The 24,675-nt window shown below is 46.5% G+C and carries 17 protein-coding genes; 12 read left to right on the forward strand and 5 right to left on the reverse strand.

Going from position 1 to position 24,675, the window contains the following annotated elements:
* The first annotated feature begins 140 nt into the window (after positions 1 to 140).
* Complete coding sequence (locus AC58QC_RS07790) at positions 141 to 413, forward strand: hypothetical protein (protein ID WP_497414607.1); 273 nt, start codon at positions 141 to 143, stop codon at positions 411 to 413.
* A gap of 313 nt (positions 414 to 726) precedes the next feature.
* Here the strand turns inward: AC58QC_RS07790 and AC58QC_RS07795 are convergent, their stop codons facing one another.
* A complete protein-coding gene (locus AC58QC_RS07795; protein WP_497414608.1) occupies positions 727 to 1,128 on the reverse strand; it encodes a VOC family protein in 402 nt (133 codons plus the stop codon).
* A gap of 368 nt (positions 1,129 to 1,496) precedes the next feature.
* Between AC58QC_RS07795 and AC58QC_RS07800 the strand changes: the two genes are divergently transcribed.
* Positions 1,497 to 2,063 (forward strand): hypothetical protein, encoded by a 567-nt coding sequence (locus tag AC58QC_RS07800; protein ID WP_497414609.1) that lies wholly within the window; start codon positions 1,497 to 1,499, stop codon positions 2,061 to 2,063.
* Positions 2,064 to 2,162: 99 nt separating this feature from the next.
* Here the strand turns inward: AC58QC_RS07800 and AC58QC_RS07805 are convergent, their stop codons facing one another.
* Positions 2,163 to 3,767, reverse strand: coding sequence for a glycoside hydrolase family 26 protein (locus AC58QC_RS07805; RefSeq protein WP_497414610.1), 1,605 nt, complete (start codon positions 3,765 to 3,767; stop codon positions 2,163 to 2,165).
* Between the two features lie 312 nt (positions 3,768 to 4,079).
* Here AC58QC_RS07805 and AC58QC_RS07810 point away from each other — a divergent pair, with 312 nt between their 5' ends.
* The 6 genes from AC58QC_RS07810 to AC58QC_RS07835 all read left to right on the forward strand — a co-directional run bounded on the left by AC58QC_RS07810 (position 4,080) and on the right by AC58QC_RS07835 (position 11,990).
* Positions 4,080 to 5,708 carry a glycoside hydrolase family 10-like protein gene (locus tag AC58QC_RS07810; protein ID WP_497414611.1) on the forward strand — a complete coding sequence of 543 codons (1,629 nt, stop codon included), beginning with the start codon at positions 4,080 to 4,082 and terminating at the stop codon, positions 5,706 to 5,708.
* A 25-nt stretch (positions 5,709 to 5,733) separates the two neighbouring features.
* Positions 5,734 to 7,332, forward strand: a complete 1,599-nt coding sequence (locus AC58QC_RS07815) for a response regulator (protein ID WP_497414612.1) — start codon at positions 5,734 to 5,736, stop codon at positions 7,330 to 7,332.
* Between the two features lie 235 nt (positions 7,333 to 7,567).
* The gene (locus AC58QC_RS07820; RefSeq protein WP_497414701.1) at positions 7,568 to 8,473 is read left to right on the forward strand and encodes an ABC transporter permease; all 906 of its coding nucleotides are present in this window, start codon (positions 7,568 to 7,570) and stop codon (positions 8,471 to 8,473) included.
* Positions 8,474 to 8,527: 54 nt separating this feature from the next.
* A complete protein-coding gene (locus tag AC58QC_RS07825) occupies positions 8,528 to 9,448 on the forward strand; it encodes a carbohydrate ABC transporter permease (RefSeq protein ID WP_497414613.1) in 921 nt (306 codons plus the stop codon).
* 110 nt (positions 9,449 to 9,558) lie between these two features.
* Positions 9,559 to 11,091: a type 2 periplasmic-binding domain-containing protein gene (locus AC58QC_RS07830; RefSeq protein WP_497414614.1), complete on the forward strand. Its 1,533-nt coding sequence runs from the start codon at positions 9,559 to 9,561 to the stop codon at positions 11,089 to 11,091.
* A 62-nt stretch (positions 11,092 to 11,153) separates the two neighbouring features.
* Positions 11,154 to 11,990, forward strand: coding sequence for a Gfo/Idh/MocA family oxidoreductase (locus tag AC58QC_RS07835; protein WP_497414615.1), 837 nt, complete (start codon positions 11,154 to 11,156; stop codon positions 11,988 to 11,990).
* 507 nt (positions 11,991 to 12,497) lie between these two features.
* Here the strand turns inward: AC58QC_RS07835 and AC58QC_RS07840 are convergent.
* From AC58QC_RS07840 to AC58QC_RS07850, 3 genes are read right to left on the reverse strand one after another with little or no spacing between them, the layout of a single operon-like run.
* Positions 12,498 to 15,656 (reverse strand): Ig-like domain-containing protein, encoded by a 3,159-nt coding sequence (locus AC58QC_RS07840; protein WP_497414616.1) that lies wholly within the window; start codon positions 15,654 to 15,656, stop codon positions 12,498 to 12,500.
* Between the two features lie 18 nt (positions 15,657 to 15,674).
* Positions 15,675 to 16,733, reverse strand: coding sequence for a Gfo/Idh/MocA family protein (locus AC58QC_RS07845; RefSeq protein WP_497414617.1), 1,059 nt, complete (start codon positions 16,731 to 16,733; stop codon positions 15,675 to 15,677).
* Between the two features lie 32 nt (positions 16,734 to 16,765).
* On the reverse strand, positions 16,766 to 18,361 hold the full coding sequence (locus tag AC58QC_RS07850; protein ID WP_497414702.1) for an FAD-dependent oxidoreductase: 1,596 nt from the start codon (positions 18,359 to 18,361) through the stop codon (positions 16,766 to 16,768).
* A gap of 201 nt (positions 18,362 to 18,562) precedes the next feature.
* Between AC58QC_RS07850 and AC58QC_RS07855 the strand changes: the two genes are divergently transcribed.
* The 4 genes from AC58QC_RS07855 to AC58QC_RS07870 are packed head-to-tail and all read left to right on the forward strand — an operon-like array spanning position 18,563 to position 24,516.
* Positions 18,563 to 19,666 (forward strand): SGNH/GDSL hydrolase family protein, encoded by a 1,104-nt coding sequence (locus tag AC58QC_RS07855; RefSeq protein WP_497414618.1) that lies wholly within the window; start codon positions 18,563 to 18,565, stop codon positions 19,664 to 19,666.
* A 37-nt stretch (positions 19,667 to 19,703) separates the two neighbouring features.
* On the forward strand, positions 19,704 to 21,209 hold the full coding sequence (locus AC58QC_RS07860) for an extracellular solute-binding protein (RefSeq protein ID WP_497414619.1): 1,506 nt from the start codon (positions 19,704 to 19,706) through the stop codon (positions 21,207 to 21,209).
* Positions 21,210 to 21,269: 60 nt separating this feature from the next.
* Positions 21,270 to 23,099, forward strand: a complete 1,830-nt coding sequence (locus AC58QC_RS07865) for a cache domain-containing sensor histidine kinase (protein ID WP_497414620.1) — start codon at positions 21,270 to 21,272, stop codon at positions 23,097 to 23,099.
* Positions 23,100 to 23,109: 10 nt separating this feature from the next.
* Positions 23,110 to 24,516, forward strand: coding sequence for an MATE family efflux transporter (locus tag AC58QC_RS07870; RefSeq protein ID WP_497414621.1), 1,407 nt, complete (start codon positions 23,110 to 23,112; stop codon positions 24,514 to 24,516).
* Positions 24,517 to 24,675: the final 159 nt, after the last annotated feature.

The following is a 24,675-nucleotide window of genomic DNA, read 5'->3' on the forward strand; positions in this document are numbered from 1 at the left end:
CAACCAGAGAAGGCAGCCGACCTAGTGATCGGTTGCCTTTTCTGAACTAACGGGCAGTTTAGTTCCAATATATGGTATAATAAAGATAAGAACTTTAAAGAGATGAAATTGTAATGTATGTAATTCAGGAGGCTGAGCCAATGAATAAAGCGGAAGCCAAAAAAATATTCATTGTGACTATTTTTATTGGCATTGTTTTTTCTACAATTGCTATGTTAATAAAATATCCAACTAACTTAGATTCGGTAAATGAATCAACACTCAGCATTTATACCCAATATGGAGAATTTAGACGTTCAACCATTGAAGAATATTATCATGTTAATGCTATTGCCCGTAGTAAAAAGGAATTAAATTCACAAACAGAAGTATTATTTCTTGACTTTGGAACTTTCGTAAAAGAAAAGAAATAGTAATGTTACTATTTGCATTGTGACTTAATAACTTTAGGGATTCAGCTAACGGGAAACTATAGCGCAGGAGCTGCATTGAAGCAGCTCTTTTTTCATTTCATCATTCAAGTAACGAGCAGGTTAGTTCCAATATGTGTTAATATAGTTTATGTAAGACCAATAAATTAACACGGGCTAACCCAAGTGATTTGTATTAGTTTAACCCACGAATTTTTCCATCTAAGCAACGATTTTGATTTGAATGACAGATATGAGATTATACGGGGTGTAAAAAAACGCCGGTGACCTTAAGCAGGTGACCGGCGTTTCCATATTAGCGTTTCGGCATTTTGCTTTCATCCATGTACAGCAGGTTCCAGCGGTGACCGTCCAGGTCGGCAAATCCTGCGCCGTACATCCAGCCGTCACTTTCACTCGGCTTGCCAAAGATGCTTCCTCCGGCAAACTCTACTTTTTGAATAAAGGCATCTACTTCTTCTCTGCTTTTAGCGCCAATGGAAAATATTACCTCAGCGCTATGGGAAGTATCTGCGATTTTTGAACCTGTAAATTTCTCAAACGCCGCATCCGGGAACAGAAGAATCGTTGTTTGACCTATGGCAAGCTTGGCTCTCTCGTTACCAACGCTCACCGCATGGAATCCAATCTCATTGAAAAAGGCAGTTGACCTTTCAACATCTTTGACCGGCAGATTAATCCAAATCTCCTGTGACATGGCTGTAGCCTCCTAGTATATATTTTCAACTACTCCTACTATACTCTACTTCTGGCAGCAGAAGCGAATCTTATAAAAGAAACCGCAAGGTATGACATGTAATTCTTCCACTAAGTAAACCTAAGAAGTAAGTTATTATAAGTGATTGTTCAACTAACGAGAAACGAGAGTTTAATAAACGACCGAAATAACATAGGATAAGAAGCCGCTCAGTTGCGGCTTTTTTCATTTTAAAGGCTCCCAATAAAAGTGGTAGTAACTTGGTATTGAAACTGGATGTCTATGATTCATATTATAAATGAGAATATTCAGATTGTTGTGTAATTTTTATTGTGTGAGTGATAACAATTACAAGGAGGATGAATGAGATGGACAGATTACGTAAATTGGCGATTTTAGCTATTATTGGGGGAGCGTTACAGATACCGGTAAATATTTCGAATAACTGGTTGGACAATCACATTGTTGCGATTGATATGGGAACCGGCATAGTGGACATGGTCAGCGCCATATTGATCATGCTGGGTTTAATTTCTGTCTTTGTCTATCGAGCCAAATCCAGTCTGCATTTATTCATAAGTTTAATCGCTGTCTTCATAGGCACAGCGTTCTTGGCATGCCTTAAATTTATTGACGGTTTCATCATTCCTACGCTAAAAGTTCATGCCCCCGCGCTTGTAGAGTCCGGTCCGCCTTCACCGGCGAGCGAAGGGATGATGATCGGTTTTGCATTTTTTTCGCTTGCTTGGGTTTACTTTGGCGTCAGTTCGTTCATTGCAAAGGATTTGCCGCGAACAGGTTCAGTTTTGGTCGCGATAGCGCCGATAATAGCTTTTGCGCCGATGCCAGTATTTGTTACGCAAGCGGCTTGGGGACTCGGTATCATTTGGTTTAGTTTAGCTGTCTATAGAGGCAAAACTCGAGTAGACAGTTAAAAAAGTCCGATTATGCAATGACCGTTTCCCGGTACTCAACCGGGGGACGGTAATTTAGTTTTTTCTGGAATCTGTGGAGTTTTACATTTCGGGGCGCAATCATTTTGTACGACTTGTTGATACAACGCCTTTACTGATAGCCGTCAATTCCATCTTGTCATTGTAAGCCAATGCATACCATGGTTCTGACGCTGATTCAGCATTTACTTGAATGTCTATTTCCCATGGAGCCTCGTAGCTGACACCAAGAAACTGATTGCCTTGGTAAATCGCGATGGCAAATGGAGATTTACCCTGCTCATTTTCAAGCTTAGGATAGACAAGAACGGTTTGTTTCCCAGTGGGAAGAGATGGGCCTAGGACAGGCGTATAGCGGTATTGAATTGGATCCACACCCGGTTCGACCTTGCTTAAAAACCAATCCGATGAGATCAGTCTTTGATATAACCCATCCATGTATGGATTCTCCCCGATATCGTACACATAATTCCCGTTCGTTCGAATCGCCTGAGCTCGGCTGAAGTTAAAGTATGTGATTGCTTTTACCTGAGGAAACATTCGCGGCAACAAACCATACATGTACCCCATCTGGTCTTCTGCCCAGCTCCAGTAAGTACTGTTAGTGGGTAAATACGTGTGAGCGATAGCCCCCTCTGAAATCATAATAGGCTTATGACTATAACGACTGTAGAGTGGAGCGAAGGTATCGATCACGGTGCCTTTTAGTTGTACTTTACCTGATGAGTAGGGGGTGCTGTACAAGGAGAAACCGACCCAGTCCACGTAAGAGTCCCCAGGATAGTAGTCATCGATCGTATCGGCCGGCCAGAAATTAGGTGACCACACCATAGCTACATTTGGCGCTTCTTCGGCCATAATGTCGTGAATAAGGCGGAATTTCTCCTTATATTTCTGGGGTTCTCCGTGCCACGGCACCCATTCACCATTCATTTCCGAAGCATAGCGCAGGAAGATTGGAATACCGGAGGCCTTGGCTTCTCGTGCAAAACGGCGGACATACTCATCATCCTGCACGTCGTCTAAGCCGAAGCGCGGTTCCCAACCGATCTGGAGTGCACCGCCAAGCTCTTTCACTCTTTCAGCTGTCCTTGCTGGGAAATACGTGTTGGTGTCGGTCTGCACCTTCCGCCATCCAACATAAGCCAAGTAAAGAGCGTGCTTGCGTCCATATACCTCTTCAATCTTCGTAACATCGTAGCCGACCCTGCGATCCGCCCCCAGCATACCGATATAAACCCCTGATGCAGGCTCATGTTTTGCTAAACCGGAAGTCGCTGGCGTAGCTGTTGTAGTCGTTTGTACCGGTTCAGCCGTCAAGGGTACGCGGAGATAGAGTTCCATGTTCGTGGAAGGAGTTTGGATACTAGGCAAGCCGGGATTAGAAGGAGATCGTGAAGGAAGTCCGGCTGAATAGACAGCGATTCGATCCCGATAGGCAGCTGCCGCTTCAGGCTGTCCCGCTTGCGCGGCTTTCTTCTCTTGGTTGCTCCAATATGTGAGGATATCCGGTTGTTTAGGCCGTACAGAAGAGGCAGTAACAGTAGGAGGTGGCGTCACGGCAACAGGATCAGATTGATTGTGCTCGAGCTCAACTACTTTAGCCTCCATGCCTAGTAGGGTAATCGCGATGAACCCCGCTAAGCTGAGAACGGATCCTAACGTCCAAACGATCTTTTTTTGCATGTTACAGGTTCCTCTCACAGGGGATAAACATGAAATACTGTACATTAATTGTATTCTCTAACCTGGGAGACGGTCAATTCGTGTTTGAAACGCTAGAAAAGGTTATATAAAGATACGATTCCTCACCTGCAAAGGCTTGCAGTGGAGAGTCATGGCGCCAAGGTAGATGCCTAATGTCCGTTTGGGTGGGACAACTGTTCCTACACTTCTTTCTCCACATCAATATACCAAAGAAAGTAATCACTACCCCCTATGATGCGCTGTATGGATGTGATATTTTCTATACCAAACACATGAAAAGGGGTGTTACCTATGGCTGAACAGGATACCGCCAAGTGTTTGGAACGGGTAGAAAAGCAAATTTCCTACGCGAAAAGTATGATGCAAAAGAATTGGGAGAGTTACGTTAACGCTCCTTTTGACTTGGCAGGACAACATCTGGCTAAAGCAGATCAACTTCTTGAAGAAGCGCGAATGCTGCGAGCTGTCGACGCTGAGGGTAGCCTGAGCAAGGTGAAGCTTGCGTCCATAGAAGCCATGGATGGTTATCTATATTCTCTACCGAGTAGAGCAGCTGAAGCACGTGGCGTCTGGTATCGCCCCACAGAGCATAGCCGTGAGGAAGTGAGCCGCACCTTAGATCGCATAAAGGCTGCCGGGTTCAATGAGTTGTATCTCGAAACCTGGCTATGGGGATATACGATTTATCCAAGCTGCACGGCAGCAGCGAAACATATAGAAGAGCAGCATCCTGCTTTTCGTGGGTGGGATCCGTTGGAGGCTTTCGTTTACGAGGGCGAGAAGCGAGGGATCGCTGTACATGCTTGGTTGGATGGTTTCATGGTCGGTGTCGACCAGACGGGAGGTCCTGTACTTCGAGCTTATCCGGAATGGTCTGCGCTTACGAGAAGACAATCTGATTCCGAGAAGCCGATGCCTCAGCTGGGGACCGGTTACTTTTGGCTTGATATTACCAATCCTGCTGTGCGCAAGTACCTACTGGATATCGTGAAAGAGATCATTACGAAATATGGTGTTGCGGGTATCAACCTTGATTTTATGAGGTTTCCGCATACTTATGACGATTGGCAGGATACCTACTGTTTCAGCGCACATGCACGCACAGCATTTGAAAGCGAACATGGCATAGATCCGTACGAGATTCATGCCGAGCAGCAGATGGAGCTTTGGAAAACATGGTCAGAGTGGCTTGAGCGAATAGAAGATGAATTTGTAGGGGAGCTGTACAAGGAGATTAAGCGGATCAGCCCGAAAGTAATTGTATCGGCTGCACCAGAACCGGGAGCGGAGTCCGATAAAATTGGCAACTGGTCGCAGCATGTTGATATTGTTATCCCTCAGGCTTATTATGCAAATGCCTCTGAGGTTCGACCATCCGTTCAATTACACAAAAACGAGCTTCTCCCAGGCAATCTTGTATACAGCGGGATCTATCCGATGTACGTTAAATTGGGAGCGCAGGAAACAGTAGATCAGGTACTTGCTGCACGTGATATTGACAAAGGAACCGTCATATTTGCATTCGGCCAAGCGACGGATGAAACGATCCGTGCGCTGCGAATGGGTCCGTGGCGAAACGACGCGATCTCTACAGGGATGTATCCGCTGCGGGCGGTACAAGCTGCATTGAAGGCGGCGAAAATAGACGTAGAGCAAGTTTACTTGCCACGCAATGCGGTTACTGAGAAAGCGGCGATTGAACTAGTAGATAGGTTGGGCTTGTTCATTGATCTTTTGCAAAGAGAAGCAGGGGCAGAGCTGTATGCCACTCTAGATGAGATGGTCACTGCAAGCAAGCAATTTCTATTGAAAGAGAGAGAAGATGAGACAATTCATCCCTCTGTCGTGCTGCAGATGACGAACACGTTAACAGAAGTGCAAGAGCTTCTGCACTACTCACGGATTAAGCAAGTCATGTAAATTGAAACCGAGCGGGGGTCCCCATATGAATTTATTAATTGTGGAAGATGAAATCCGTCTCAGAAATGCGTTAGCCAACAATATTCCTTGGGATAAGCATGGCATCGAGGTCGTAGGCCAAGCTGGTAACGGAGTGGAAGCACTTCGAATCATCGACCGTAAAAAGCCTGATATCATCCTGCTGGATCTACAGATGCCAGAAATGGATGGACTGACGTTGGCTAGACACCTCCGCCAATCCGATCCTTTGCTGAAAATCATCGTATTAAGCGGACACGATGATTTCACATACGCGCAAGAGGCGCTGGGTCTCGGCGTTATGAAATATTTGTTGAAACCAGCAGGCGACGAGGAAATTTTGGAGACGGTGCTCGAAGCAGCGGATAGGTTGAAAAGTGAGCTTGAGCAGCGCCATAACGAGGATGAGCTGAAGCTGAAGTGGAAGCAGCACCTGCCTCACTTGGTCAATGAATTCTTTCAGGGGTTGTTAAATGGGAAATATGAACCCTGGGAGATTGATCAGAGATGCAGGGATCTACAATTGGATTTGCCAAAAGATGCTGCGTACGCTGTGACAGTTGTCGATATGGATCCGATATCGGAGACCGAAAGCCGTTTCAGCAGGAAAGATATGTCGCTCCTCCAATTCTCGCTTAGTAGTATTGTGAAGGAAGCCCTATCGTCGACTCACTGCTGGGTGTCTACCAATTTCACAGGTTGTACGGTCATCATTTTTAAGCTTGCAGGCGATGACGAGCCGAGAATTGCGCTGCAAAAAATCAATGCCTTGACCGAAAAGCTGCTGTTTACGGTAAAAAGCTGCCTCAAGCTTAGTGCGAGTGCCGGGATCAGCGGTATGACTGGCGGCTTATCGGAGATGAACAAGCTCTACGTACAAGCGGTACGCGCACTACAGGATCGAATTGTGCTTGGCCATGATCTGGCGATCCCTTACCGATCGGAGCAAGGGAGAGAGCCGGAACTGGTATTTCAGCCCAACCTTGAGAAAACGCTGGAAATCGCCCTTGAAACGGGAGATAGTGAGAAGGCCATTGAAGCATTAACAGCTCTATGGGACGGCGGGATGGCGAAAGCCGAAACCGTGGATGATATACGTGAGCATATCCTGTATTTTACTTGCTTGTTTATAGGCATGATCCAAAAGCAGGGCTGGCCTGTGCGGGAAGTAGCTGGCGAGGACTACGTCTATTTTCATAACCATTCGGAGCTGGCAACGAAGGAACAAATCTTTTTCTGGCTTCAGCGGATGATAAGAGCCTATTTAGCTTATGCAGGTCAGAGGCGGAAATCGACGAGCCATGGCATGATTAAGACCATTTTAGGTCTCGTGGAAAATGAAATTGATCAGGAAATGACGCTGCACGCAGTCGCAGACAGGATGTATGTCAATTCATCCTATTTAAGCCGTCTTTTCAAACAGGAAACAGGGAAAGCCTTTTCCACCTATGTGCTGGAACGGAAAATGGAGCGGGCTAAAGCGATCCTGCAGGAAGGCTCGCGCGTGTACGATGCTGCATCTGGTGTTGGGTACAGAGATGTGAGTTATTTTACAAGAGTATTCCGTAAATACTGGGGTGTCACGCCTGGAGAAATACGTAACTAATAGCTACATAAGCCGTTCGGCCGCCTTCACGAGCATTCTCGGGAAGGTTTTTTTATTTTTCCAATCGAGAAGTTATGAAAGTACCAAAACAAGTAATATTCCTCTAATTCGCAAAAAAACGGAGGATGATACACTAAGTTTAGAAAGACAGTATGAAGGGGGAGGCACCTTGAGAGAAACAATCACTACGAAGGAAACTGTCCTATCTAAGAATAAAAATGTTAAAAAAAGATATATGCGACAACTGTGGATCGATGTCAGGAAAGACTGGGATTTATATCTCGCGCTCATTCCTGGCATCGCATTTCTCCTCCTGTTTAAGTACACACCGATGTACGGCATTATTATTGCATTTAAGGATTTCAATATTTTCGATGGAATGTCCGCAAGTCCTTGGGTCGGAATGAAGCATTTCGATAAACTAATATCTTCTGCTAGCTTCTTGCAGGTATTTCAGAATACATTGCTTATTTCCATTTACAAAATCTTGTTTCTCTTTCCACTCCCTATTGTGATCGCTATTTTACTCAATGAATTAAAAAACATCGCGTTCAAGCGAAGCGTGCAAACCGTTGTCTACTTGCCTCACTTCTTATCCTGGGTTATTGTCAGCGGATTATTCATTGATCTGCTCTCCACGAACGGCGGTATTGTGAACAAAATAATCGTCGCCATGGGCGGTGAGCCCATCCGCTTTTTCCTAGACAGTCAGATATTCCGCTCTGTGCTTATTGGGACGGCTGGTTGGAAGGAAACGGGATGGAATACGATCATTTATCTCGCTGCTTTAGCTGGTATTGATCCCGGTTTGTATGAAGCAGCTAAGATAGATGGCGCTAATAAATGGAAACAAATCATACATATCACATTGCCTGGCTTAATTCCGATCATTTTACTGATGTTCATTCTTCGTCTCGGCTACGTGCTGGAGGCTGGAACAGAACAAATTCTCGTCATGTATAACCCCAGCGTTTACAACGTCGCAGACGTAATCGGCACCTATGTGTATCGAATCGGACTTGGCGAACAGGATTATAGCTTCTCCACCGCAGTAGGGGTATTCGAATCTGTCGTCGCGTTTATTTTGATCCTAACGGGTAACGGGCTGGCCCGAAAGTTTTTTGGACGAGGTATTTGGTAAGCTTATGCTTACGATGCGAGTTTTGCTTAAGCAAAACTTTTAGGAGGATTTTGGATGAATCTACAAAGCATACTGAAACCAAAGACTGTCAGAAAGTCTTCGGCCATCCCAGCCTCGCTCGGCGAGAAAATTTTTACAGTGATCAATCACCTTTTCTTTATTCTACTGGGTTTATCGACGATCTTTCCGTTTATAAACCTCATCGCCAAATCGCTCAGCAGTGAAGCGGCAGTCGTTTCGGGAATGGTTAATCTCATTCCCATCGATTTTCAAATAGGGACCTACAAGTATGTAGCTAGCAACTCTTTGTTTCTAAGTGCGTTCGTGATTTCCGTTACGATCACAATAGTCGGATCCCTCATATCGCTTAGCATGACGACGCTTGCTGCTTATCCGCTTTCTAAACCAAGACTGCGGGGACGTAAATTTTTCATCCTCATGTATTTGTTTACGATGCTGTTCAGCGGTGGGTTGATCCCGACGTATCTGCTTATGCACAAACTACATCTCATAGATAAGCTGCCAGTGCTTTTCCTGCCATTCATGATTAACGTGTACAACATGCTCATTGTCAAAAGCTACTTCGAAAGTCTGCCTGACAGCCTTGAGGAATCGGCGAAAATGGATGGCGCCAGCAACATGACAATTCTTGTGCGCATTATTTTACCGCTATCCATGCCCGTACTTGCGACGATCGCTTTGTTCTATGCCGTTACGTTCTGGAACGATTACTTTACTTCGCTGATCTATATCAACTCAGCTGATTTGAAGCCTTTGCAACTGTATTTAAAAGAACTGTTCGTCTCCTCCACGGATACGTTCATGCGGACCAACGTCGATGCATCGCTGAACGTTTCACCGCAGTCGATTCAGGCGGCATCGATCATTCTTGCTACACTTCCGATTATATGCGTGTATCCATTTTTACAAAAATATTTTGTTAAAGGTGTTCTAGTCGGCTCTGTAAAGGGTTGAATGCACAGGCAAATCTTGAAGGGTGGTGGTGGGCCAGCTCTACAATGGTTCCATGATATTTGGTATATTGCACTATCCATACTCAAAGGAAAAAATAGGGAGGCTCTTACATGGTAAAAAAAATGATAGTTCTCATGTCCATCACAACGATGGCAGCGGCGATTACGGCTTGTGGTGGAAGCACTCAGACCACTAGCAGTTCCACTACGCCAGCTGCATCAACGGCTCCGGTTGCAACTGTAGAGGCAGCTAAGCCTAAGCCGGAATTCAAAGCACTACTGCAATATGCGCGATTTGATCCGAATACCGAAGTTGTGGCAAAGTTTCTGAATGAGAAAACGGGCTACAAAGTGACTTACGACATGCTGCCAGTCGAAAATCCGGATGACAAGCTTAATTTGCTTATGGCGAACAAAGAAAAATACGCCTATATGCTGCTAAGCGGACCACAATATTCTAAGCTTGCGGCTTCCGGAGCACTTGAACCGATTGATGAGCTGGTTAACAAATATGGGACGAATATGAAGAATGTGATCTCGCAAACGACCTGGAACGGAGCGAAGCTGAACGGTAAAATTTTCGGGATTCCGCAAACGGGATCAGGGACAATTGTCAATACACAGCTAATCGTTCGTCAGGATTGGATGGATGAACTCGGATTAAAAGCTCCGACGACACGTGATGAATTGTATACCGTTTTGAAAACGCTGAAAGAAAAGAAAAATGTAATGGGTCTATCGGGAGGGAAAAGTCCACTTCTTCCTGAGGTACTTCCGACGTTTGGCATACCAATGGTTCAAGCTTCCGCAACTACGGGCTGGCAGGATGTTAATGGGAAGCTAGTGAACTCCATTGAGAATCCGAATATGAAGAAGTATTTGGAATTCATGAAGAAGCTATACTCAGAGAAATTGATCGATCAAGAATGGTCGCTGAACCAAGCGAATAAAGTCATCGAGAACTTTACGAGCGGTAAAGCGGCGATCATTTCCAATGCTTACTTTAACGCACCAACTGTACAAAATGCGCTGCTGAAAAATTCACCAAATGCGAAAATTGGCAGCTTCCCTTACCTCAAAGGGGATGATGGCAAAGTCCAAGTTATGGGCAGCGCTGGGATCAGCTGGTATGTGGGTATACCGAAGTGGGCGGAAAACAAAGAAGACATCATTAAATATTTGGATCTGAAGCTGGATAAAGATATTTTCAAAGAAGCGGCGATTGGTAAAGAAGGCGTTCACTATAAGATGGAAAACGGCAATTACTTCCCAATTCTGCCGAAATTTAATGATGAGTACAACAATGCTTCAACATTCTTAACCGGTGTGGATGAGAAAAATTACCCGATCTACTGGCAGGCTCGTGTTCGTAAAGATCCGATCTTAACGGATTCCTTTACCAAGATTCAAGAAGCGGCCAAAGGTAACATTGTTCTTGATCCACTTGCTTTTGCACCACCGCTAGAAGCGATTGGTAAATACAACTTGAAGCTGCAAAAGCTGATGGAAGACACGTTCTTAAAATACATCACGGGCGCAGAACCGCTCGAAAATTATGATAAGTTTTTAGCACAATGGAAAGCGGATGGCGGAGAAGAAATGACCAAAGCGGCCAATGAATGGTACGCAGCAAACAAGAAGTAGTACTGAATTCCCCTGCGGTTATGCCGTGGGGGTTTTAATTCCTAGAGGGAGTGGAAATCGTCATGCAAAAGATCGGATTTATTGATTATTTTCTGGATGAATGGCACGCGGAGAAATACCCAGGCTGGATAGCTAAGGCGTCGAATGGACGTATGCAGGTTGCATATGCGTATGGGAAGACCAACATAGATGGAAAGCTTAGTAATGCGGAATGGAGTCAGAAGAAGGGAATCCAGTTGCTGGACTCCATAGAGGAAGTCGTAGAGCAGAGCGATTATTTGGTCGTTCTATCGCCGGATCATCCCGAGTACCACGAAGAGCTAGCTAGACTGGCATTGCAGTCGGGCAAGCCTACTTATATTGATAAAACATTCGCTCCTGATCGAGCTGCGGCATTACGCATGTTTGAACTTGCTGATAAGCACAGGACCCCCATGTATTCCACTTCGGCGTTAAGATTTGCAGCGGAGTATGGCAGTGTTGAGAAGCAGGGCATAGAGTCAATCAACAGCTTAGGACCTGGGAAGTTTGACAACTATGCTATTCATCAGGTGGAGCCGATCGTTTCACTGATGGGGACTGATGTCAGACGCGTAATGTGGATAGGAACAGATAAGACGCCTTCCCTGCTTATCGGATACGCAGACGGTCGCCAAGCGATGATCAACCTCTATGGCTGGGAATGTCCGTTCAGTATGGCACTCAATTATGAAGCGGGGAAGTCGAATTTTCTCAAGATTGAGTCGGACTTCTTCGGGGCTTTTATCGAGAATCTAGTCGGGTTTTTCGAGTCAGGAAAGCCACCGGTTTTACGAGCGGAAACGATAGCTATAGCTACGATTCTAGATGTCGGCATGAAGGCTGCGGAGACGCCTTATCAATGGGTGCAGCTGCCGTAATAGAAGAAGATCCGGCTCCTTCCTTATTGGAGGAGCCGGATCTTTTTTAGTTCAGGAAATGAATATTAGGGCACCGAATCTGCGTTAGTCCGATATTTCCGAATTAATAGGTGGATTCCTTTCACGAAAGAACAATTAGACCGATTCTACCGAACTATTTACCCATTTTCATTGGGTGACGGGGGTTTTGGTCGATTTAGTTCGGCGATTTCGGACAAACTAAGATTGGGTGAGGCGGATAGTGAGATTAATTCGATTATTTCGGACTAATGGGTGTCGGAGTAGTAATTTATTCCGAGTTAGTCGATAAAATCGACTAACTCGTGTGAAAAAGTGGCAAAGCCTGTGGAGTTAGTCGATAAAATCGACTAACTCGTGTGCAGAAGCGGCAAAGCGTGTGGAGTTAGTCGATAAAATCGATTAACTCGAGTGAAGAAGTGGCAAAGTGTGTGTAGTAAGTCTATAAAATCGACTATCTCGAGTGAAGAAGTGGCAAAGTGTGTTGAGTTACTCTTCACCTGCTTCATCAGTCGCTATATCTTCACTTTTCTCTTTATGACTTTTGAATACTTTAATCTTGATATCCGCCTGCCTGCCTCGATAGGAGGCCGTGATGGTAGCAGAACCTGGCTTCACAGCTGTGATCGTGCCATTAGCTGCAATGGATGCGACTGTATCGTGCGAAGAGCTGTAAGTCACGTCTTGAGCGAGATAGGCGATTGCGCCATCGGAGTAAGTGGCTTTAACCGCTGCCTGGAAGGTTTCACCTTCGACTAGACTATGTTTACTCTCCTCGAAGCTGAGACTTGCTACTTCTACGACAGTTACGACGGACTTAGCGGTTTTGCCCTCAAAGGTAGCCGTGATTTCAGCTGTACCAGCTTTTAGAGCGGTAACCGTTCCATCAGCTGCAACGGCCGCTACCGTTGGATCGCTGGAGTGGTATGCAGCACCAACTGCAACGACTCTTGTTTGATCCGAGTAAACGGCGGTCGTAACGGATGCATGCGTATCACCTGCTGCAAGACGATAGGCAGTTGAATCAAGCTCTATACCCGTGAGGACGGGTGCAGTACGCGTGATGTTGACGGTTTTCTCATTCGTTTTGCGATCGTCTACATAGACGGAAATTTGCAAACTATTAACACCGATTGCGAGCGGGATACTGCCTTTAAATGCTCCGTTACTGGATACCTCAGCTGGTACGCCGTTTAGTAGCACTCGTGCCGTCCCCGGTCCAATGACTTCGACTTCTCCCTTGATCTCCAGATTACGGAGTGCTGTACTCGTGTTCGCATAATCAAGATAACCGCGTAACACGGCCGCCCGTACATCATCACCGATCTTGTAAGTTTTAGCCACAAGCTGCCTTCTCGTCTTTACGCCAGAAGCATCCAGCGCAGAGATGACGAAGCCGCCTTGTGGAATGACACTGTTATTTGGCGAGATATTGGTCCAGTTCCAGTTAATCGCCTGCTGTTGGTTAACGACTTTCGTGACTTTGCCGGAGCTATTCACGATGGCTTCCACACCGAATGTGCTGGTGGCCGTTGTTTGACCGAAGGCATCCGAATAAATATTGAGATTATTCTCGTTGCGGCTCACATTGTAGAGATCAGCTTCAAGGAATGACGCTGAATTGCCAGGTACGCTGGAGCCTATTTGATAATCCTTCACATATTCCACGTTATGGAGCGATGCCTTCACAACTGACCAGTTGACTTGTGAAAGATCGAAGAGCATGAGGCCGTTAGACTGTGATAAGCCAGCTTGGAACACCGAACGCTGCAGCGGAGGATCTTGGATGTTCGCCAGTGCGATACTTGCGTACATCGGGACCTCACCGTTCGTTACAATATTGCCTAGTGTAATGTGATGTTCGATTTCCTTTTGTGTCGTTTGATACGTACCGATCATGAGAAAATCAATATTACCCGAGTAACCGGTCTTGGCGTATGAGTCGGTGTAAAGACTGTCGTCCGGTAATTGCAAACGGCTGTCATATTTGAAATTCGGGCTGCCCCAATGAACGCCGTTTAAGTAGTAGGACTCAAACCAGGAACCCACATAGGCGGACGAATACACCTTATGACCTTTCAATGCGGAGTAACGATCCGTTAGTAAACGGACCTCATCCGTAAACGTTTTGATCGTTTGCGAGCGGAACTCCCACCAATCATTGATGAGCGGTCCCGCTTTGCGAACATTGTTCACGTAGCTGAACACATCGGCTGGCCAATTCGTCAGCTGTTTTCCCCGTGCAGCGAGAAATGCTTCGAACTTCGCGCGCGTCAACGGGCTGAAATCGGCTGTTTCGTTGTCATAACGAGTACGGTCAAGCACGACGCCGTCTACATCGTAATTCTTGATGACTTCTTCCATGTTTCTCAACTCGAAGGCTCTTACATCATCATTGGCTGGGTTCACAAAAGCAACGAGGGATTTGCCGGTTTTAAAGTAATTGCTTTCACGCAATCGCAAAATTTGACCATTATCCTCGGGACGGTATACATGTTCTTCCCAATCCAGATGCTGGTTCAGCAGCCCATACTCGTTGTGTGCAGGCGAGCCTTCAGCAAAAACGTTGAATGCTGCGTGGATTTTGATCCCAAGTTGATGCCCGTATTTGATGAACTCCTCCAGCATATCCAGATTCGGGTTCGCACCCGCACGCGTCGGAGCAGTCATCTGTGAGATATGCGGACGACCCGTCAAGTCGTTCTTCTTATAGTTGGCGAAGCCTTCGACGCCTTTGACATCTAGTGCTACAGCTGTTACGCCGGCATCCTTAGCTTTGGTTAGCATATCGAGGATGTTCGCAGGCGTTTGCAGCTTAAAAATATTCGTTCCTTGGTCGACCCAGAGGACGACTTCTTTCGCAGCGTTTGTTTGTTTTTTATAAAACACGACAAGCGTTTTGCGATCGTTTTCTACCCCATTCTTGGAGGCAATAACATCCAAATAATTAACACCCTCTGTGAGGTTGATCTCGCTTTGGAAGGTGCCGTTTGCTTGCAAGGCAACTGCAGACTGGTTGATACGAATCGCATAGGTGACGCCTGCTTCCAGGTTTTCCAGCTTGCCGGAAACCGTAGTCTTCGGCGCGGTTACCGTAAACCAATCGTCATTGTCCAGTTTAAGACGAGCTTGAAGTCCTTGACCTGTCATGAGTGCAGAGACAGGGATTACTTCGCCATTTTTGCGCAGCTTAATGAGGTCGCCGACCTTGAAATTTTTGGCGAGATACTGTTTAAAGGTTTTATTCGCCCAACTGTCATCGTTCGCCACAAGGATGAAGCCTCCTTGCGGGATATTCAAGGTTGTAGGTCCTGTCCAGACAGGGACACCGCCGTTTATGGAAGGATTGACAACCCGAGTCACGTGGTTCGTCGCATCGACAACAACGCCGACGGAAGTGGTGCCAACTGTAATGGATGCTGCAAATTCCGGGGTGAATAAAGCGACATAATCGGTAATTCTACTCATATCCGTATCAACGGCATTAATTTGCTTGCGCGGACCCTCAATATCGATCGTAATATCCACGGGAGCAGCTTCTACTTCAATGAAATCGGTGGGGCTAGGTGCCGCAGATGCGGTTATGGACCAAGTGGAAGCGAGTAATGTAATCAATAAGGTCATGATTAGCCATTTCGATTTTTTCAACTGGTTTCACGTTCCTTCCTAGAAGCGTATTTCTTCACCTTTTTCGCTAGATTCATAGACACCGCAAAGAATTTTCATCATTTCAACCCCGTCCTGCACCGGAGAGATGGTCTCCTTTTTACCTTGGCAGACTTCAATGAAATAATTGATTTCATCCTGAAACCCGGCAACAAAATCGAAGCTCAGGTTATTGATCTGAGGTGTTAGGTTCAAGATCGTATCATACTTCTCCGTAATGATGGATAGCTGCGGCTCCAACTCGGCTCCGCCTTTTTCGCCATACAGCTTCACCGTTAATTCATCTTCCTTGGCATGCAGCGTAAAGCTCACGTCAACCAGAATGGATGCGCCGTTCTCAAATCGAATTAAAGCATTCGCCAAATCCTCGACCGTATTGTGAGTTGGGTCATAATCGGCTGCTTTGTAAAAGGCGAGGTTTTTCACATTGGCACGGTTTCCGAGCTTCTTGTAAGTATTACCGGAAATCGACTTCACCTTAGGACGGCCCATCAAATACCAGCAGAGGTCAATGACGTGCACGCCTACATCGATCAACGGGCCTCCGCCAGAACGCTCTGTATCTGAAAACCAGCCGCCAGGGTTACCTAGACGACGAATACAAGAAGCCTTCGCATAATAAATTTCGCCGAGTTCGTTGTTATCGAGGAACGATTTAATGATGCGGGTATTCGATGCATAGCGGCGCACGAAGCCGACCTGAAGTGTTTTGCCTGTACGTCGAACGGCATCTTCTACAGCAAGCGCTTCGTTTACCGTTGTACAAAGCGGTTTTTCGGTGAGCACGTTTTTACCAGCCTCTAATGCGGCAATGGATATTTGGGCGTGGCTATTATTCCACGTACAGATGCTAATCGCATTTACAGCTTCATCAGCCAGCAGTTCCTTATAGTCCGTATAGATATGTTTAATTCCGTATTTTTCAGCTTTTGCTTTTGCGCGTTCCTCGTTCAAATCACAGATGGCATAAAGCTCAGCATCCGGATTATTGTGATAGGATTTCAAATGCATTTCGGAGATAGAACCTGCACCGATGACACCAATACGTATTTTACTCATCTACATACACCTCATCTTTAGAATGGTTAACATTAAACGGGACGAATAGTGGGCCAAGACAGCTCGATCCCGTAGCTTTCAAGCATGTTCTGGAATACACGAAGTTCAGATTCCTTGTTGCGTACCTCTCGAGGCAAGATTCCGCGATCGATACATCGGCTTGCTAGAAACCCGACTGCTTCGCCAATGTTCCATTCGACAGGATGGAGCCGGTAACAGCCGTTGGTAATGTGGGTAACGCCAAGATTTTTGCATGCTGGAAGCAGATTGTTCATGCGGATCGGAATCAAGCTGCCCAGTGGAATCTGGAAAGGCAGGGAAGAGATATCTATATAATGACGGTTACCCGTGCTCGGATGCAGGTCAATGCGGTAACATCCGATGCCGACGGAATCCGGAAACTGCTCGGCTTTCCCGTCAGGTCGACAGGCTGTGCTCACATGCTGTTCCAAGACGGTAAACTCAGCTTTGATCCTGCGTGACTCCCGTACGTACGGATACATAGCCAGTCCGTCTTCTGTACCTACGATATCTTTGCGCAGGCGAAGTCCAGGGTAGCCTTGGCCGCCATCAGGCCGTGGCGCTTCTGTTTGCAGCCAGAAAAGCAACGATAGACTGAGCTGTTTAGCGTCCCAGAGGCTTCGTTCTCTGTCCTCTGCGCTGACATCGATTATGGAACCGAGCCAGTAATCATTCTGCGGCCAGTTGACGAGTGTAATGTCGCCAGGATAAAAGCCATCCTCGAAGTTCCTGCTGTCGATGATGCGCCGATAGAAGAATAAGGAATACTTCTCTGTCCCTTCAAACAGTTCATAAGAAACGGTCTCCAGCGTACTAGGGCGAACACCGGACCAGCTGAGCAGCCGATCAGGCCAGAATTCAGCTTTGTATTCCTTCCAGAAGTCGTAGCGTTCGGGACGCGCGATGGTGTGATCTTCACCCTCGATATAATCCATCGCGAAGCAGTAGGTAAAGCCCTGCATGTCCTGTGGCAACGCATCGCCTTCTACAGCATGCGGCTCTCCGGTTTCGCTTTTTGACTCAGCACCTGTGACATATTCCGCGCCAGCTAGCGGCAGAACATCGCCACACTCGGTAGCATCAAGGAAATAAGCGGCAGATAACGTCACCTGATCGCCGTTCGTCAGATTGCGCACCGAGACGGAACGGACATCATCGCCGTCCACGGATACCGATTCTAGGCGATGCCGTGTAAGAATCTGCAGCCTCCCGCTGTTGACATAGGGAGCCAGCATTTCCTGTAAGACGGCCAAAGCAGCTCTCGGCTCATGACATAACCGTGAAACGCCGCCATTACCGGGATTAAGCAGCGTTCGTGAACGCGCCTCCGAAGTGAGCGGGAAATGACGGCGATAATAATCACGCACACCTTCTCGAAACTGACGATAACTGCGTGTGCAGCCAAATTGTTCGATCCATGGATGTTCATCTGGCGGAACGGCCTGGCTCGTTAATTGCCCGCCGATCCAGTCGGTTTCTTCGGTCATGATCACTTTCTTCCCGGATTTGGCAGCAGCAAGTGCGGCTGCGCAGCCGCCGGTTCCACCGCCGATCACGACGATATCAGCATGGTAGTCATGCCTATTGGGATTGCTGTTCGTGGTCACCAATGCAGATAGTCCCTCCTTTTACCAATTCGCCTGCAGGCATTCACAGGTTATCTTTATTGTATTACAGCTGTTAAAGAGCCACAGCGGAGGACCATGACTTCTTTTGGTACTTTAATAACCCATTGGCCACGAAAAAAAAGGGATTGTACAGGAGAAGGCGAAGATTCATAACGAGCAAGTATAATGGAGGAATTCATAATGGCTAATCAGCAGCAACCAAGCAACGCCTTGAATTTGGATGCGAATATGCGGATTCCACAATACGCCTCCCAATCTTTCCGTTGGTATTCACCGCTAGAGCAGCCGTTTCATGTGGCAGGCTTTGGCTGGCTAAACGAAGAAAAGCTTTACCGCAGGCTGCCGGCAAATCCAGCTTGGATACTGCCAGAGGCGGTAAACAGCTTGGCCAACTGCACAGCTGGCGGCCAAATTCGCTTTACAACGAACGCTGCCTCGCTTTCTATTAAAGTGAAGCTGTCGGGTGCGGCGAATATGTATCATATGCCTGCAACGGGTCAGTGCGGGTTTGACTGCTATATCGGAGATCCAGGGGAGCAGCTGTATTACGGTACAACCCTCTATGATGCCAAACAAACCGAATATGAAAGTGTTCTGTTTACAAATTTGGAGCGAGAGAATCGGAGCATTACCTTGAACTTTCCGCTTTACCAAGGCGTAGAGGAAGTATGGATCGGTTTAGATCCGGCAGCTTACATCGCACCTCCACCAGCCTACGATAGCAGTGAAAGGATCATTTTTTATGGGACATCCATCACGCAAGGCGGGTGTGCCTCACGTCCTGGCATGGCTTATACGAATATATTATCTAGACGAATAAATAGAGAGTTTCTAAATTTAGGCTTCTCAGGGAACGGCAAAGGCGAGCCGGAGCTTGCACATATAATTGCGGAGCTACCAGACCCGGCGTGCCTCGTCTTGGACTATGAGGCAAACTGTGTTACCACAGAAAATCTGCAGACGACGCTGCCAGCGTTCATTCGCATTTTCCGCAATAAACACGCGCTAACACCAATTATAGTGATTTCACGTATTTCTTACGCGAAGGAAAGATTTCAACCGCAAATGCAGCTGGACAAAGAAAATCGCAAGCAGGTTCAGCTTGGAACTGTCGAGCAGCTGCGAGAACAAGGCGACGCCAACATTTTTTTCTTCGATGGCTCCAATTTGCTGGGTGAGGATGCTCACGAATGCACAGTTGATGGTGTTCATCCGACGGATCTCGGCTTCATGCGTATGGCAGATGGGTTAACGCCATTTGTGAAGAAGATGCTTGCTACTTGATTGCTTGGTTGGTTAAGTCTGAAGGGGTGATGAATGAATGAAAAGACTGAAAGCGGGTATGCTGGTCATTCTCGCTTGCTGTACAACTGCTGGCTGCGGCATACCGAATTTGGCTATGAACGAAGGAAATAAGGTAGATACGGCAAGCGAACCAGCGATACGCATCGTCGTGAACAGCTTGGGCATGAACTTCCCAGAAGGGATGGATGAGAATCATAATCCCTATCTTAGTTATATAGAGAAAAACATTGGTGTTCAGGTCAATGTGACGCTCCCTCCGCTGAATGGCTATGATGAGAAGCTTAACGTCATCATGGCTTCTGGCGAGCCACCGGATTTGCTGAATACAAGTGATCCTTCTTGGTTTATTCATTTTGTAAATCAAAAAGCGCTAACGCCTTTAAATGACTATATTGAGAAGTATGGGGCCAACCTGAAGGCCAAAATCCCCAAGGAAGCTTGGGACAATGTCACCGTGAATGGCAATATCTATGCGATACCTAGCTTGAACGAAGTGAAGGGAACCGAAATCGTCTATGCTAGAAAAGACTGGCTGGATAAGCTCGGTCTGCAGCCTCCGAGGACGATCGATGAGTACACGGCGGTGATGAGGGCATTTGCTGAGAGAGATCCAGATGGGAATGGGAAAAAGGATACCTACGGCTTATCGATTCTGGAACGATTGCGAAGAACTTCGCCATTTCTCGGTGCCTTTGGCGTACAAATGAAAGCCTGGTATGAACGGGACGGAAAGCTGGTTTATTCGGGCATCCTCCCAGAAATGAAAGATGCTCTTCTTTATCTTCGAGGTCTGTATGACGAAGGCATTTTGGACCCCGAATTCCCGCTCAATAAAATAGATGTACTAGGTGAAAAAATTGTAAGCGGGCGAGTAGGCCTGTTCTCAGCAGCATGGTCCGACACGCGCGCACATATTGCAGCAAACCGTAAGAAAGATCCAAAAGCCGAGTGGATCCCGCTTGAATTTCCGATTGGTTCTGGCGGCAAGCATGGTGTCTATAGTACGTCGATCGTCCGATCCTACAATGTTGTTCCAATGAAGAGTGAGAAGGCAGAGGCTGTCGTTAAGTTTCTAGATTTCGTCGCAGGACCGGGTCAGACAAGCTTAAAGCTCGGTTTTGAAAATGAAATTTGGACACGGGTGGACGGCAAATTGTCCATTCGTTTTGATGAACACGCGAAGCATGGCTATCGTGGCATTTATGGCGCTTTGGCGGATATGGCCGATCCGAATGTGACACGAGATCGGCTGGAGGGACTCGGCCAGCAGTTCCGTCTCTATGATAACGTGCAGCGGATTGAGCATAATCTGATGCAAGATCAGTTCAATGGGCCGCCAACTCCGGCGATGGGCAAGCATCAAGTTAAGCTTTCCAAGCTGCAAGAGGAAACATTTACACGAATTATTGCGGGCTTGAGTCCCATCGAGGAGTTCGATGCTTTTGTGAAAAAGTGGAAGGAAGCCGGCGGTGATGAAATAACCGGGGAAGTGAATGAGTGGTGGCGAGAAACCAACAAATAAAAGGCAAGTATCCGATGATCAGTCGGAGTGTGGTCGGTCATGAATGGAGGGACTACCGAAATGACCAAAGAGATTCTTTCTAAAATTCGCAAATTGCTAGCCGGTTATATCCAAGTTCGGTTAACCTGGTATTTTTTACTTATCCTGCTTCCGCTAGCTGGCTTTAGTCTGTTTGCCATTGCCAAATCGCAGATGATTGTGGAAGTGCAGACAGGGGAGAGAACGCAGGGAGCCCTGCATACAATGACTGATTATATCGACCTGACGTTGCAGAACATTGAGCAGCTATCATCCTTGATCGCTTTCGATATGAACGTGAATGCTACGCTGCAGTCCGTCGGTCAGGAGCCGGAGAAGCAGTCGTTCGTTCACTTTGCTCAGGTGATGGATCAGATCACAAGTATGACGACAGTCAATCTCATTGTCGACCAAATCACGATCATCCACATGCCTTCACGCACGGTTATTTCCACCAAATTTGGGGGAGGAAAGCTGCCGGGGGGCGCAGAGAAGCAGGAATGGTATCAGCATTTAATGGAGGCTAATGGGGGAACGATATTTTTTACACCGCAGGAGGGTGAATCCTACTTCGATGCAGACAGCGTGCATCTGATTCGAACGATGGATCCCTATAACCGTACCCTGATGAATCCGAACTTGCTCGTCCTTTCTGTGAAAAAGAGCGCTTTGATCGAGCTGGCGAAGCCGCTTCTGCCTTCCAAAAATGCGAATATCTATCTGTTTGATAATGATGGAAGATCAATAACCGGTACGGGTGGAAGTGTAAATCCTGGGGTCTGGGACAAAGTGGACAAGGTAAGAACGATTCGTAAGTCACCGCAAACCGGTACAGAGATGGTAACGATCAGCGTGAAGTCGAAGTTATCGGGATGGTCGCTGATGATGGAGCAGCCTTTGTGGGAAATTAGGAGACATACCGACTCATTGAAGATATTTTCATATGGGATTCTAGTCGTCAGTCTGGTATTAGCCATATGGGCGTCTTGGATCATTTATCGAGGTATTTCCGCGCCATTGCGGAAGCTCGCCTATGGTATGAAGCAGCTTCGTACGGGTAATTTCACCATCCAACTGGAAGATACGCGTATAGATGAATTAGGCTACGTGATTGAATCCTTCAATCGAATGGCCGAGAATCAGAAAACACTGATCCGGGATCACTACGAGAAACAGCTTTTATTGTCCAAAATGGAACTGAAATTTCTGCAGTCACAAATTAATCCCCATTTTCTGTACAATACATTGGATTCTATTTACTGGACCGCCAAAAACTATGAAGCTGATGAAATCAGTGAAATGGTGTTAAATCTGTCGAAGTTTTTCCGACTCAGCTTGAACAAGGGGAATGAGACGTTTACAGTTAAAGATACGATCGAGCATTTGAAATATTATATTAAAGTGCAGCAGTTGCGATTCCTTGATCATTTCACCGTTCGCTATGATATTGCTGAGGAAAGTGCGCATTACCATGTTCTGAAGCTTCTTCTGCAGCCTTTAGTGGAAAATGCGGTGCTGCATGGATTGGAGAAACAGAGTGGCGGCGGGGAACTTGCTATCTCCTCCTATTTGGATGGAAGCAGGCTTGTCCTAGAAGTGTGTGACAACGGGGTAGGCGTCAGTAAAGAGAGGCTCGATTATATTTGCGGCAAATTGGAGGAGGCTTCAAAGCTAGCAGCTGAGGGCATCTCTACGGATATAAAAAAAGAGAAGGACTTGTTCGGCCTGCGAAATGTCGTTGCGCGAATGAAAATGTACTACGGCAATGACTCGCAATTTCTATTTGAAAGCGGCAATGACAAGGGAACCAAGATTACTCTCCGCCTACCACTGGCAATGTGTGAATCAACTATAGAGGATCAGGCGGGGTGAGGATGATGTGATGGAATCACGATTTAGCACGAGAAGAAAAGCTTTTATGCATAAGTATTTCTCCGGTGAAGTAATAGATTATCAACAGATTATTGCGATGTATGTACCGATTCTGATTGATCAGGCTTTCCTTGTCGGACTAAACTTGGTGAACATTGCCATGATCAGTTCGTCGGGTGTTGCGGCAATTAGCGCTGTAAGTATGATTGATTCACTCAATATTTTTCTAATTAGTGTATTCGTAGCCATCTCGACAGGTGGAACGGTTGTGGTCGCCCAGTATAAAGGAAGCGGCAACGACCGCATGATATCCAAAGCTGCAGCGGGATCGGTCTCCTTGGTCTCTGTATTTGCACTCGGTATTAGCTTATTGATAATAGTGTTTCATAATCCCGTCCTAACTTTACTCTTTGGGACTGCTTCCCCCGTAGTGTTTGCCAATGCCAAAACGTATCTGATAGGCAGCAGCTTATCCTATCTGGGAATTGCCATCGTAGAGGCCGTATGCGGGGCATTGCGAGGAGTCGGGAAATCCCGCGCTTCGTTGAAACTCTCTTTAATTATGAATTTGTCGTATGTACTTCTAAACGTGGTTTGCATCAACTTTTTACATATGGGTGTACATGGGCTTACCATCGCTGTGAATGTTTCCAGATATCTGGCAGCACTCGTAGCGATATTGTATGTTGTGAAATTGGATACGAATCTGAACATACATTGGAAGGACTTATTTTACTATCAAATCGCGATGATTAAGAAAATCTTATTTATCGGTCTCCCTTTTGCTGCGGAGCAGATGTTTTTCAATGGCGGTAAAATCGTAACACAAGTGTTTATCGTCAGTCTTGGCACGCATGCGATGGCGACGAATGCAATTGGCGGCACACTTGCAGGGGTGCTTCAGATTCCTGCTGCCGCGTTATCTCTGACAACTGTAACCGTGATTGGACAGTGTATGGGCGGGCAGAATGTGAAAGACGCCCGCAAATTTGCCAAATCATTTTTAGGTCTAGCATCTTTTACGCTCTTCCTAATGGCTTTGATCGTCATCCCGATGTTCAAGCCGCTAATCAGCTTATTTCACCCGCCGGACGATATTGTAAGAGATCTTTTCATCATCGTGTTGATCAATGCGATAGCACAAATCCCGCTTTGGCCGATCAGCTTCCTCTTGCCAGCAGCGCTTCGGGCAGCCGGAGATTCGAAATTCACCTCCGTTACCTCGATGCTATCCATGTGGTTGTTCCGTGTCGTCTTCGGTTATGTGCTCGGCATCGTGTTTCACATGGGCATTATAGGGGTATGGTTAGCGATGAATATCGAATGGGGCGTTCGCGGACTTCTATTTCTCTGGCGCTTCAAGGGGGATCGATGGTATCGTCACCGATTGATTGAGCCAGCTGTGGAGACAACTTAACGAAGAGGCAGTCCCTCTGGAAAAAGCAAATATGGGAATGGAAAAGGAGCTAAGAGGCTGTTTGCGCTTAGCTTCTTTTTATTGCCATGTCTGGAAGTGTAAAAACGCCTAGAGTAAGCGTAAATGGGCAAAGATGCTAAAGTGCACGCATTTTCGGGG

Source organism: Paenibacillus sp. J22P51 (assembly GCF_059692215.1).